This is a genomic window from Bradyrhizobium quebecense (genome assembly GCF_013373795.3).
In the GTDB taxonomy this organism is placed as follows: domain Bacteria; phylum Pseudomonadota; class Alphaproteobacteria; order Rhizobiales; family Xanthobacteraceae; genus Bradyrhizobium; species Bradyrhizobium quebecense.
Genome location: NZ_CP088022.1, coordinates 6,467,526 through 6,479,244 on the forward strand (window position 1 = coordinate 6,467,526; position 11,719 = coordinate 6,479,244).

Consider the following 11,719-nt stretch of genomic DNA (forward strand, 5'->3'; position numbering starts at 1 on the left):
GCGCATGATCTCTTCGGAAAACCGGTCCCCACTTTTCCGGACCATGCGCTAGATACTATTGGTCGTGCCGGTCCGCCCGGGTGCCGGGCCGACATAGCGCGCGCGGGGCCGAATCAGCTTGCCAAGCTGAAGTTGCTCGCTGGCATGCGCGATCCAGCCGACGCTGCGGGCCATCGCAAACAGCGCGAGCTCGCTCCCCGCTGGCATCCGCAGCGCATGCACCAGCACCGCCAGCGCGTAGTCGATGTTGACGAACTCGCCGGTCGCTTCCGCGATCCGCTCGGGCACTTCCCTGGTGAATTTCCGCGGTGCGCCGGCCCGCGTCAGGGCCTCGAGCAGCGAAATCGCGCGCGGATCGCCCTTCTTGTAGACGCCGTGCCCGAAGCCGGCGAAGCGTTCGCCGAGCGCGACCCGCTCGCGGACCACAGGCGCAACGTCATTGTCGATCATGGTCTTGACCAGGCGCGAGGCCAGCACACCGGCGCCGCCATGCATCGGCCCCTTCAACGCGACGAGACCCGCGATCACGGAGTCGTACAGATTGAGCCCGGTCGATGCCGCGCAGCGTGCCGTGAAGGTGGAGGCATTCAGTTCGTGATCGGCGAGCAGCACCAGCGCGCGGCGAATCAGGTCGGGCGCGTGCTTGTTGTCCGGCGTCCAGACCCGCGCGACCTGCTCATGCAGCGGCCCGGCCGATGGCACGGCGTTCAGCATGGTCGCGACCAGCAGCCGCAGGATGCGCCCGCCGACCATCGCACGGCCATCAGGCGCGCGGGTGAAGGCGCCGGGATCGGCACTCGCCGCCAGCGCCAGCACCGCGACCGTCCGGTCGATCGGCTGGGCGCGCCGCGCGGCCTCGGCGATCGCACGCATTTCATCCGAGACATGCGGGCAATTGTCGGGCGCGAACGGGTCGACGCCGGTGACGTCCCACAGCAGCGTCGCGGTGTGCTCCAGCGTGTCGCGCTCGGCGAGATCGACGCAGTTCACGCCGCGATAGATCGGGCCCTGCTCGGTGATGGTCGCGATCGCCGAATCCATCACCGGCAGATCGGCGTCGAAATTGCGAAAGCCGCGCGGCTCCGGTGACGGCACGCGGCGCTCCTTCAACCCCCTGATGTCCTCGGCGCGGTAGCGGTGGCTGCGCGAATCCGGCGACGGCTCGGAGCGGATCAGGCCGCGGCTGACATAGGCGTAGAGGGTCGCCGGCGAGATCGCGAGTTCGGCGGCGGCCTCGCGGGCGGAGAGGTAAAGCTCGGCGGATTTTTTCATATTGATTAATATAATCAAGATTGATCAACTCGTCGAGAGGCTCGATCTTTACAGGGTGAAGCAAGGAGATCGGGCCATGAACATGATTCTCACCAAGAGCCAGATCGGTCTGGATGGCGTCCCCGCTGCCGAGACCGTGTTGAGCCATGTCGACGGCGAGCGCGGCGAGTTGATCATCGCCGGCGAGCACGTCGCCAACCTCGCAGACAAGTCGAGCTTCGAGGGCGTCACGGCGCGGCTGTGGAATGGCGCCACCGGCAAGTCGCTGAGCGAAGCCAACGTCCGCGCCGGCCTCGGCGCCGCCCGCGAACGCGCCTTTGCGCGGCTGCCGGACCTGATGCCGGCGACGCGCGGCATGTCGATCGTCGACGGCTTCCGGGCCGCGATCGCAGGCCTCCGCGGCGAGAACGGGCTGGAGCACGAGGCAACCATCGTCGGCGCCTTCCCTGTGATCGCGGGCGCCCTGGTCCAGCACGCCAAGGGACATGCCCCGATCTCGCCGGACCCGAATGCCAGCCACGCGGCCGACACGCTGCGGATGCTGCGGGGGCGCAAGGCCGAGCCGCGCGAGGTTGCGGCGCTCGACGCCTATTTCGTCACCGTCTGCGACCACGGCATGAATGCATCGACCTTCACGACGCGGGTGATCGCGTCGACCCAGGCCGATCTGTTCGCGGCCGTCACCGGCGGCTACTGCGCGCTGACCGGCCCGCTGCATGGCGGCGCGCCGGAGCCGGTGCTGGAGATGCTGGACGCAATTGGCACCCGTGAGCGCATCAAGCCCTGGGTCGACGGCGCGCTGGCGCACGGCGAACGGCTGATGGGCTTTGGTCATCGCGTCTATCGCGTGCGTGACCCGCGCGCCGACGTGTTGAAGATCGCGATCGAACGCCTCGAAGCCGACGGCGCCGACCTGCCGTTTGCCGGCGAGGTCGAGGCCTATATCCGCGCAGCGCTGCGGAAGAAGAATCCGGAGCGGCCGCTCGAGACCAATGTCGAGTTCTTCACCGCGATCCTGCTCGATGCGCTGGAAATCCCGCGGCAGGCGTTCACGCCGATCTTCGCGGTGGCCCGTGCCGCCGGCTGGACCGCGCATGCGCTGGAACAGCGGCGCACCGGCCGGTTGATCCGGCCGAGCTCGTCCTATGTCGGAGCAGTGCCGAAGGGCTGAACAGCAGGAAGCATCCGACGGCGGAGCCACAAACTCTGCCGTCGTCCCTGCGGAAGCAGGGACCCGTACGCCGCGGCCTATCAATGGGACGATGGGGTCGACACCTGACGAGAACTATAACCGCTGGTGGTTATGGGCCCTGCTTTGGCAGGGGCGACGGAGGCAAGAGCTTACGCCTCGCGCACCACGGTCTTCAGATAATTATACGCCTTGATGATCTCGATCAGGCGATCCTCGGTGGAGCGGTCGCCGCCATTGGCGTCGGGGTGGTGCTGCTTCACCAGCGCCTTGTACTTCGACTTGACGTCTTCGAGCGTCGCGCCGGCGCCGAGCCCCATCACCAGCAGCGCCTTGCGCTCGGCGTTCATGACCTTGCGGGTCTCGGGCTTGGGCTCCGCGCCGCCCGGACCGGGACGCCAGCGGCCGCGGCCGTTGAGCTCGGAGAACACGTGGAACGGATCGGAGGCGGCGTCGAGACCGCTCTCCTTCTTGCCGTTGTTGGCGCCCATCTTCCAGGTCGGACGGTGGCCGGTCAGCGCGTCCTTCTGGTAGCGCGCGACGTCGTCAGGATTCATGCCCTGGAAGAAATTGTAGGACTGGTTGTACTCGCGGACGTGATCGAGACAGAAGTGCCAATACTCGCGCGAATTCTCGCGGCCTTTCGGGGCGCGGTGCGCGCCCTTGTTCTGGCAACCCGCCCACTCGCAGGTCACGGCCTGCTCGCCGGCCTGCGCCTGGCGCTTCGCACTCACCTTGGTCGGCTTGATGCGAATGGAGTCGAAGAATTTTGATGAATCGATCGGCATGTTCTCTTTGACTACGCAATGCACAAATCTTCAAGTCTTGACATTGCGCAGACCTCGTTTCCCGCTTGCACCATTGACGAAAAGCCGTCGCGGACCTAACTCCGCCGCCATGAGCACCAAAGACGCTATCATAAACAAGTTGCGTGAAGCTTTCTTGCCCGAAAGCCTCGACGTGGTCGATGAGTCACATCTGCATGAGGGCCACGCCGGCCACAGGCCAGGCGGCGAGACGCATTTCAGGCTATATATTGTGTCTCCGGCCTTCGAAGGGAAGAGCCGGCTCGAACGCCATCGCATGATAAATGCGACGCTGGCGCAGGAACTCGCCGGCTCGGTGCATGCGCTGGCGATCCATGCCCACGGCCCCGGGGAAAAGCCGCGCTAGCTCGCGCTTGGCTCAAGACGAAACAGTGGTTTTCCGTTATGAGACTAGGACCTCCGGCGATAGACCTGCTCCATATGTGAGCAGGTGTATGATGGATCGCATCGCCACGCTTGTTATGGGGCCATTGATGATCCCTTGCTGGCCACGTTTCCGGTCGATTGTCGCCGCCGCCGGCCTGCTCCTGATCTGCGCGTTGCGCCCGGCCTTGGCGCTGGATATGCCGAGCCCGTTCGTCCAGGAGGTGCTGATCAAGAGCATCATGGTCTCGCTCAACGACGCGGTGGCCGCAAACAATTTCGCCGTGTTCCACGCCAAGATCTCAAAGCCGTTCCGCGACCAGTTTTCGCCGGACAAGCTGAAGACGATCTTCAAGGATCTGGTCGACAAGCATGCGGTGTTCGACGCCGTGGTCGCCAAGCCGATCGTCCTCGATGAGGATGCCAAGATCGACGACAAGGGCGTGTTGCGGCTCAAGGGCCATTTCGACACCACGCCCAAGCAGGTGAAGTATCAACTCGGCTTCATCCCCTCCGACGGTGCGTGGAAGCTGTCGGGCATTTCGATCGATATCGAGTAGCGTTCGGAATATTCGCCAGACCCGTCATCCTGAGGCGCGAGCCCTTGCGAGCCTCGAAGGATGCGCGGCCACCAGCCGGGCCGTCGACCCCTCGGGACGCCGCTTCGCGGCTCCTCCAGCGACAACGGCAAAGCCGTTGCGCGGGGGTGACGGGGATAGGCTTCGTTTGCCGCACCAGCCCTAGAACGCCGTCCCCGCCCGCTTCGGCTTCTTCTCGTCGGGCTCGGCGGCCTCGCGCGGGACGGCGACGATGCGCAGCGCGGTGATGCGGTTGCGCTCGCGGCGGAGCACGCGGAAGCGGAAGCCGTGGAAGGTGAAGCTCTGGCCGCGATCAGGAATCGACCGCGCCTCATGGATCACGAGGCCGGCGACCGTGGTCGCCTCCTCGTCCGGCAGGCGCCAGTCCATCGCGCGGTTGAGATCGCGGATCGGCACCGAGCCGTCGACCACGACCGAGCCGTCCGGCTGGGCACGCACGCCGGCGACAACGACATCGTGCTCGTCGGAGATGTCGCCGACGATCTCCTCCAGGATGTCCTCCAGCGTCACCATGCCTTCGACCTCGCCATACTCGTCGACCACCAGGGCGAAGTGGGTCTTGCGGCGGCGGAACGCCTTCAGCTGTTCGGAGACCGGGCGCATCTCCGGCACGAACCAGGGCGGCAGCGCGATCGCGGAGGCATCGATCGCCGACATGTCGCCTTCATTAGCGCGCATCGCCCGCAGCAGATCCTTGGCGTGGAGCACGCCGACGATATTCTCCGGCTTCTCGCGCCACAGCGGGATGCGGGTGTATTCGCTCGCCAGCACCTCGCGCACCAATTCCTCGGGCGGCAGGTCGGCATTGACCATGGTCATCTCGGTGCGGTGGACCATCACGTCGGAGACCTGCAGTTCGCTGAGGTCGAGCAACCCGCCGAGCATGTCGCGGTCCTGCTTCTCGACCTTGCCTTCGTGATGCAGCAGATCGACCGCGCCGCGCAGGCGTTCGGTCGGCGACAGGATGGCCTGATGCGCGCCGATCTTGATGCCGAGCAGCCGCATCAGGGCGCGGACGATCCCTTCGATGATGGTGAGAAGCGGCCCGAGCACGAACACCGTCAACCGCATCGGCCGGGCCACCAGCAGCGACACCCGGTCCGGCGCATTGATGGCGACGGTCTTGGGCAGCACTTCCGCGAAGATCACCACCAGCACCGTCATGACGCCGGTGGCATAAAGCACGCCGACATCGCCGAACCAGGCGGTGAAGATGCCGGTGGCGAGCGCGGAGGCGCCGATATTGGCGATATTGTTGCCGAGCAGCAGCGCGCCGATCATCCGCTCGCGCATCGCCATCAGGCTCGAGACGACCGTGGCCTCGCTGTTGCCCTGCTTCGACAGCCGCAACATGCTGGCGCGCGAAGCGCCGGTCAGCGCCGTCTCACTCGCCGAGAAGAAGGCGGAGACGAGCAGACAGAGCAGCACGATCGAGAAGGTCAACCATCCCACTGGCTTGATCCGTGGCTTTAAGCCTTCAGCTTGGCTTGCAGGAAGTCGCGCACCGGCTGTGGCTCGACATTGTTTGCAATCACGGCGCGGCCGACCGCCTCCAGCAGGATGAAGGTGAGCTTGCCGCGCTTGACCTTCTTGTCCTGCGCCATCAGCGCCAACAGAGCGTCGGCATCGGCAAGCCCTTCCTGCGTGAAGCCTGCGATATCCTGCAGGCGCGTCGGCAATCCTACCGCAGAAAGATGACGCGCGATGCGGGCAGCGTCGTCCGTCGAAATCATGCCGAGCTGCGCGGAGAATTCCGCCGCGAGCACCATGCCGACCGCGACACCCTCGCCATGGAACAGGCGGTCGGAGAAGCCGGTCGCGGCTTCCAGCGCATGGCCGAAAGTGTGGCCGAGATTGAGCAGCGCGCGCTCGCCGGTCTCGCGCTCGTCGCGGGAGACGATGGCGGCCTTGGCGCGGCAGGAGGTCGCAATCGCGTGCTCACGCCCCGCGCCGCCCGAGAAGATGTCGGCATGATTCTTTTCGAGCCAGGCGAAGAAGGCCTCGTCACCGAGGATGCCGTATTTCGCGACCTCGGCGTAGCCGGCGCGAAACTGGCGCGGCGACAGCGTGTCGAGCACCGAGGTGTCGGCGATCACCAGCACCGGCTGGTGGAATGCGCCGATCAGGTTCTTGCCCTGCGGCGAGTTGATACCGGTCTTGCCGCCGACGGAGGAATCGACCTGCGCCAGCAGCGAGGTCGGCACCTGCACGAAATCGACGCCGCGGCGCAGGATCGCGGCCGCGAAGCCGGCGAGATCGCCGACCACGCCGCCGCCGAGCGCGATCACCAGATCGTTGCGCTCGATCTTCGCCGCAATCAGCGCCTCGCTGACCTGCGTCAGGGTGGCGTAGCTCTTCGAGCCCTCGCCCTCCTCGACGATGATCCGAGACGTCGGGACGCCTGCGGCAGCCAGCGACGCCTCGGCCGGCTCCAGCCAGTGCCTGGCGACGGTGCGATCGGTGACAACAGCGGTCCGCACGCCGGGCCGCAGCGCCGCGACACGCTCGCCCAGCGAGGCCAGCACGTCGCGGCCGATGACGATGTCATAGGCGCGGTCGCCGAGCGCGACATCAACGGTAACGGAGGCGGAGTGTTTCAAGGGCGCAGTCATGAGGTCGCGTTCAATCCATCAGGTGGTGGCTCGCCGGCCGGACGCACGCCGCACAGATGCGCGTGCAGGGCCTCGAGGCATTCGTCGACAATGCGGTCGTGCGGCACGTCGCGCGAGGCGATCGTCAGATCGGCGTTCTGGTAGACTGGCTCGCGCTCGCTGAGCAGCCGGTTGACGGTCGCCTCGGGGTCTGCGGTCTGCAGCAGCGGACGATCGGCGCGGCGCCGGACCCGGCGCATGATGATATCACTGTCGGCCTTGAGCCAGATCGAAACTGCGCGGTCGCGGATCCGGTTGCGGGTCTCCTCGCGCATGAAGGCGCCGCCGCCGGTCGCCAGCACGATCGGGCCGCTGTCGAGGATGCGGGCGATCACCCGCGCCTCGCCGTCGCGAAAATACGGTTCGCCGTGGGTCTCGAAAATCTCCGGGATCGTCATGCCGGCCGCCGCCTCGATCTCGGTGTCGGCATCGGTGAACGCCAGCTTGAGCCGCGCCGCCATCCGCCGGCCAATGGTCGACTTGCCGGCCCCCATCATGCCGACCAGCACGATCGACCGCGTCCCCAGCGCAGCCGTAATGTCGGCCTCCAGGGTCGGGTGGGTGGGCGCCGGGACGGCTGCGTCGGACATCAAAAAGCTCGGATATTGGGACGATTTGTTCAGAATTCGAGCCACCTATACTACCCCCGGCGATACCGTTACCAGCGACTCTTGCAACCGCGCGGGGAACATGTTGGATGATTTCATTGGTTAATTCGCCGCCTGAGTCGCCTCCATGCCCAGCCTGTTCCGCTTCCTGACGGTCGTCGCCGTGATTTTCGGGATCGGCTACGGCATCGTCTTCGCGCTGGCCAATTTCGTGCACCCGAAACCGCGGGAAATGAGCGTGACCATTCCGCCGGATAAGTTCCTCAAGAAATAGGCGCTATGATTCTGGCATGCCCGCTGCTGCCAAAGCTCCTGTGAAGACCAAAACCAAGTCCTCCGACGCCAAGCTGACCGCGCTGTTCCTCGACATGCTCGCCGCGGAACAGGGCGCCGGCGTCAACACGCTCGACGCCTACCGGCGCGACCTCACCGACTTCTCCGATTATCTCGCCCATGCCGGCGCCGATTTCGCCGGCGCCGACACTGAGACGCTGCGCGGCTACCTTGCCGACCTCGATACCAGAGGCTTCAAGTCGACGAGTGTGGCGCGGCGGCTGTCGGCGATGCGGCATCTCTATCGCTTCCTGCTCAACGAGCGGATCCGCGGCGACGATCCGGCCGCGATCCTGTCGGGGCCGAAGCGCGGTCGCGGCCTGCCCAAAGTGCTGTCGATTGCTGATGTCGACCGGATGCTGACCCGCGCCAAGGAGCTGACCCAGACCGACGTCTCGCCGGCGCAGCGGCTGCGCGCGCTGCGGCTGTATTGCCTGCTCGAGGTGCTCTACGCCACCGGGCTGCGCGTCTCCGAGCTGGTGTCGCTGCCGGTCTCCGCGGCGCGGCGCGATGCGCGGATGATCGTGGTGCGCGGCAAGGGCAACAAGGAGCGGCTGGTGCCGCTGAACGACGCTTCGCGCCAGGCGATGGCGGATTATCTCGCGGCGCTGGAGGTGATGCAGCCGAAGGCGAAGAAAACAGCGCCGTCGAAATGGCTGTTTCCGTCCTCCGGCGAGAGCGGCCACCTGACCCGGCAGCATTTCGCCCGCGACCTGAAGGAGCTCGCGGCCGCATCCGGCCTGGCGCCGCGGCTGGTGTCTCCGCACGTGCTGCGCCACGCCTTCGCCAGCCACCTGCTGCACAACGGCGCGGACCTGCGCATCGTGCAGACCCTGCTCGGCCATACCGATATCTCCACCACCCAGATCTACACCCATGTGGTCGAGGAGCGGCTGAAGAGCCTGGTCCGCGACCTGCATCCGCTGGCGGAGAAGTAAGTCCGCCGCCCGCCAGACATCGATACCTTCACCTGATCCGCCTTGACTTCCGCGTCGTCTCCGCAGAAAGAGCGTCACCTGCCTGCGATCCCGAAGCGTGCATTCCGCCCGAATGCGCGTTAACCGATTGAAGTTACGAAACTTCTCTTGCCACCGCCAAAACCGCTTCGCCCCTCGCACTGTTCCTCCCTATATTGAGTTGATGCCCGACCCGATGCGCAGCTATCTCGACTTCGAAAAACCCGTCGCCGAGCTTGAATCCAAGATCGACGAGTTGCGTGCGCTTGCCGCGAGCGGCAGCGACATCGGCGACGAGGTCGCGCGGATCGAGGACAAGGCGGCGCAGGCCCTCACCGACCTCTATGCCAATCTGACGCCGTGGCAGAAGACGCTGGTGGCGCGGCATCCGCAGCGGCCGCACTTCACCGATTTCATCGGCGGCCTGATCACCGAATTCACCCCGATGGCCGGCGACCGCAAATTCGCCGACGACGAGGCTCTGATCGGCGGCTTCGGCCGCTTCCGCGGCGAGAGCATCTGCGTGGTCGGCCAGGAGAAGGGCGCCACCACCGATACCCGCATCAAGCACAATTTCGGCATGGCGCGTCCCGAGGGCTACCGCAAGGCGGTGCGCCTGATGGAGATGGCCGACCGCTTCGGCATCCCGGTGCTGTCGATCGTCGATTCCGCCGGCGCCTATCCCGGCATCGGCGCCGAGGAGCGCGGCCAGGCCGAGGCGATCGCGCGCTCGATCGACGCCTGCCTGTCGCTCGGCGTGCCCAACGTCGCGATCGTCACCGGCGAAGGCATGTCGGGCGGCGCCATCGCCATCACCACGGCCAACCGCGTCCTGATGATGGAGCACGCGATCTACAGTGTGATCTCGCCGGAGGCGGCGTCCTCGATCCTGTGGCGCGACGGCACCAAGGCGCAGGAAGCCGCCAACAGCATGAAGATCACCGCGCAGGACATGCTGCGCTTCGGCGTGATCGACCAGATCCTGAAAGAGCCCTCCGGCGGCGCTCATCGCGACCCCGCCGCGATGATCACGATCACAGGCGATGCGATCGCCCAGGCGTTCAACGACCTACGAAATCTTGATCCGGACGCGATTCGCAAACAGCGGCGGCAGAAGTTCCTGGATATCGGCCGCAAGCTGGGCTGAGGCGCCCAAACCGCCGGATTTTTCAACCAAATCAGCCGATTTTGCCGTAATTGGGCCCCGAGCCGGGTCTTTAACGTTCCTTGAACCATGCCTGCTACCGTGAAGGCTGTCAGCCTCGGTTCAGGTTGCGAGCAGGGGTGGTCGAAGGCTAATATTTTACACAATGGCTTCAGGGCATATTCGCCGTGTTGGGGTCGCGAAAATCGCCCGGTGGGTGTGGAGCTCGGACTTGACTCATCGCACGCTCGTACGCGCGCTTCTGACTTCGGCGGTCCTCGCCGCGGGTGTCATGCTCGCCGGCTGTGACAGCGACCAGATCTCGCTCGCCCAGAACGCCAAGGCCAACCAGCCAGTCCCGCCGAAGCTCGTCGCTGCCATGACCGAGAAGGACATGGACATGCAGTCGCCGATCCTGGTGCGGCTGTTCAAGCAGGAGGCCGAGCTCGAGGTCTGGAAGCAGACCCGCTCCGGCCAGTTTGCGCTGCTCAAGACCTATCCGATCTGCCGCTGGTCGGGCGATCTCGGCCCGAAGGTCCGCGAAGGCGACCGCCAGGCGCCCGAGGGATTCTACTCGATCAATCCGAGCCAGATGAACCCGCAGTCGGCCTATTATCTGTCGTTCAACACCGGCTACCCCAACGCGTTCGACAAGGCGCTCGGCCGCACCGGCTCGCAGCTGATGGTGCACGGCGACTGCTCCTCGCGCGGCTGCTACGCGATGACCGACGAGCAGATCGCGGAAATCTATTCGCTCGGCCGCGAGTCGTTCTTCGGCGGCCAGAAGGCGTTCCAGCTGCAGGCCTACCCGTTCCGGATGACGCCGGTGAACATGGCCAAGCACCGCAACAATCCGAACATGCCCTTCTGGAAGATGATCAAGGAAGGCTATGATCATTTCGAGGTGACGAAGCAGGAGCCGAGGGTCGACTTCTGCGAGAAGAAGTACGTGTTCGATGCGGTCAAGGCCCCGAACGCAACGCGCGATCCGGTGTTCGACGCCTCCGCGAAGTGCCCGGCCTATGTGATCCCCGAGGAGATCGCGAGCGCCGTGCGCGAGAAGGAGCAGCAGGACGCCGCCGAGACCACCAAGCTGGTGTCCAAGGGCACGCCCGTGGCGCGCCTCAACACCGGCATCGACGGCGGCATGAACGCGATCTTCGCCTCGAAGATTCCGGAAGGAAACACCGGTCTGTCCGAAGGCGGCGACAGCCAGGCGCTGCAATCGATGTCGCTGGCGCGCGCGCCCGGCACGATCCCCGGCACGGTCAATCCGCCCAAACCCAATCTCGCGGTCCAGCAGGAAGAGCCTGTGGTAGCGACGACGTCGTCGACTGCCCGCGTCGCCTCGGCGAACACGACCGACAAATCCGAAGGTTTCTTCTCCAGCTTTGCCCAGAAGGTCGGCATCGGCGGCACCGCCGACGCCAGCAAGACCACCGCACCGCCGCCGGCTCCGGTCGCTGCCGCACCGGCCAAGCCGAAGGTCGCCGAGGCCAAGCCGCAATCGGTGGTTCGCGTCGCCCCCAAGGTGGAGCCGAAGCAGGCCGCCAAGCCCGCGCCGAAGCCGCAGGCAACCAACACTGCGGCCGCCGCGCCGGCCCCCGCGGCATCGTCGACCCAACTCGCCGGCTCCGCGCCGGTCGTGCAGACCAACTCGTTCGACACCCGCTTCTCCGCGGTGAAGTAAGCGCGGCCGGCTTGCGCCGCGGCGCTCGTCGTCTCCAATCAACACTTCGAACAGCACAAGGTGTCGTCCCTGCGAAAGCAGGGACCC

The 11,719-nt window shown here is 65.8% G+C and carries 12 protein-coding genes; 7 read left to right on the forward strand and 5 right to left on the reverse strand.

Annotated features, from left to right (window positions below):
- Nucleotides 1-48: 48 nt before the first annotated feature.
- On the reverse strand, nt 49-1,272 hold the full coding sequence (locus tag HU230_RS31130) for a citrate/2-methylcitrate synthase (protein ID WP_176528538.1): 1,224 nt from the start codon (nt 1,270-1,272) through the stop codon (nt 49-51).
- A 76-nt stretch (nt 1,273-1,348) separates the two neighbouring features.
- On the opposite strand from HU230_RS31130, the gene HU230_RS31135 reads away from it, so the two are divergent.
- Nucleotides 1,349-2,443, forward strand: a complete 1,095-nt coding sequence (locus HU230_RS31135) for a citrate synthase/methylcitrate synthase (protein WP_176528537.1) — start codon at nt 1,349-1,351, stop codon at nt 2,441-2,443.
- Nucleotides 2,444-2,613: 170 nt separating this feature from the next.
- Here HU230_RS31135 and HU230_RS31140 read toward each other — a convergent pair whose 3' ends face one another.
- The gene (locus HU230_RS31140) at nt 2,614-3,249 is read right to left on the reverse strand and encodes a J domain-containing protein (protein WP_021082239.1); all 636 of its coding nucleotides are present in this window, start codon (nt 3,247-3,249) and stop codon (nt 2,614-2,616) included.
- Nucleotides 3,250-3,358: 109 nt separating this feature from the next.
- On the opposite strand from HU230_RS31140, the gene HU230_RS31145 reads away from it, so the two are divergent.
- Together HU230_RS31145 and HU230_RS31150 are read left to right on the forward strand one after the other, a co-directional pair.
- Nucleotides 3,359-3,634: a BolA family protein gene (locus HU230_RS31145; protein ID WP_173640141.1), complete on the forward strand. Its 276-nt coding sequence runs from the start codon at nt 3,359-3,361 to the stop codon at nt 3,632-3,634.
- Nucleotides 3,635-3,725: 91 nt separating this feature from the next.
- The gene (locus HU230_RS31150; protein ID WP_224943741.1) at nt 3,726-4,211 is read left to right on the forward strand and encodes a hypothetical protein; all 486 of its coding nucleotides are present in this window, start codon (nt 3,726-3,728) and stop codon (nt 4,209-4,211) included.
- Nucleotides 4,212-4,391: 180 nt separating this feature from the next.
- Here HU230_RS31150 and HU230_RS31155 read toward each other — a convergent pair whose 3' ends face one another.
- The 3 genes from HU230_RS31155 to HU230_RS31165 are packed head-to-tail and all read right to left on the reverse strand — an operon-like array spanning nt 4,392 to nt 7,491.
- Complete coding sequence (locus tag HU230_RS31155; RefSeq protein WP_176528536.1) at nt 4,392-5,702, reverse strand: HlyC/CorC family transporter; 1,311 nt, start codon at nt 5,700-5,702, stop codon at nt 4,392-4,394.
- 17 nt (nt 5,703-5,719) lie between these two features.
- Entirely contained in the window at nt 5,720-6,862 is a 1,143-nt protein-coding gene (gene aroB, locus HU230_RS31160) for a 3-dehydroquinate synthase (protein ID WP_176528535.1), read from the reverse strand.
- A complete protein-coding gene (locus tag HU230_RS31165; protein ID WP_176528534.1) occupies nt 6,859-7,491 on the reverse strand; it encodes a shikimate kinase in 633 nt (210 codons plus the stop codon). Before HU230_RS31165 ends, aroB begins: the two co-directional genes overlap by 4 nt.
- Nucleotides 7,492-7,636: 145 nt before the next feature.
- On the opposite strand from HU230_RS31165, the gene HU230_RS31170 reads away from it, so the two are divergent.
- From HU230_RS31170 to HU230_RS31185, 4 genes are all read left to right on the forward strand, one after another.
- Nucleotides 7,637-7,783 (forward strand): hypothetical protein, encoded by a 147-nt coding sequence (locus tag HU230_RS31170; protein ID WP_050405944.1) that lies wholly within the window; start codon nt 7,637-7,639, stop codon nt 7,781-7,783.
- A gap of 16 nt (nt 7,784-7,799) precedes the next feature.
- Nucleotides 7,800-8,780: a site-specific tyrosine recombinase XerD gene (gene xerD, locus HU230_RS31175; protein ID WP_176528533.1), complete on the forward strand. Its 981-nt coding sequence runs from the start codon at nt 7,800-7,802 to the stop codon at nt 8,778-8,780.
- A gap of 202 nt (nt 8,781-8,982) precedes the next feature.
- Nucleotides 8,983-9,945 carry an acetyl-CoA carboxylase carboxyltransferase subunit alpha gene (locus tag HU230_RS31180; RefSeq protein WP_176528532.1) on the forward strand — a complete coding sequence of 321 codons (963 nt, stop codon included), beginning with the start codon at nt 8,983-8,985 and terminating at the stop codon, nt 9,943-9,945.
- A gap of 229 nt (nt 9,946-10,174) precedes the next feature.
- The gene (locus tag HU230_RS31185; RefSeq protein ID WP_176528531.1) at nt 10,175-11,632 is read left to right on the forward strand and encodes a L,D-transpeptidase family protein; all 1,458 of its coding nucleotides are present in this window, start codon (nt 10,175-10,177) and stop codon (nt 11,630-11,632) included.
- Nucleotides 11,633-11,719 lie beyond the last annotated feature (87 nt).